The 632-nt window shown below is 73.9% G+C and carries 1 pseudogene; it reads right to left on the minus strand.

Annotated features, from left to right (window positions below):
* Nucleotides 1-632 (minus strand): annotated as a pseudogene (locus ACFQ2D_RS17005) (hypothetical protein); the annotation flags it as partial.

Here is a 632-nt window from a genome sequence, read left to right on the forward strand (position 1 = left end):
GGCCGCCTCGCCCGACGCGGTCGCGTACGCGCCCTCGGCGTACGCACCCACGTCGTCGCTCTGGTCCTCGTCGTTGCCCGTGGCCTGGAAGTAGCGGTTGTCCGCCGTCGCCTCTTCCAGCTGGTCCAGGTTCACCGCATCGGTGCCTTCCGTACCCGCCGCCACGTTGGTGATCTGCCGCTCGGCACCTGCCGCGCCCACCGACACGCTGTCGTCGCGATCGGCCTCCGAGCCCACGCCCAGCGCCACGCTGTTCGCGCCTTCGGCGATGCTGCCCGCGCCCAGCGCCGTGCTGCCCTCGCCCGTGGCCGTGCTGAAGTTGCCCAGCGCCGTCGCGTTGGTCCCGGTCGCCCAGGCGCCCGCGCCCACCGCCGTCGCGTAGTCGCCCGAAGCTTCCGTCGGGAAGAACCCGAAGAACGAACTGCCGCCGATCGCCACGCTCTCCGCGCCCGTCGCCTGCGCCGCCTGGCCCACCGCCACGCTGTCGTCGCCCGAGGCCACGCTGTCGGCGCCCAGCGCCGTCGCGTTGTAGCCCGAGGCCGCGCTCCAGCTGCCCACCGACGTGCTGTTGAAGCCCGACGCCTCCGCACGGCCACCCACCGCCGTGCCGTAGTCGCCGGACGCATTGGCCA

Origin of the sequence: Luteimonas composti (genome assembly GCF_042678665.1) — a bacterium.
GTDB classification, from domain to species: domain Bacteria; phylum Pseudomonadota; class Gammaproteobacteria; order Xanthomonadales; family Xanthomonadaceae; genus Luteimonas; species Luteimonas composti.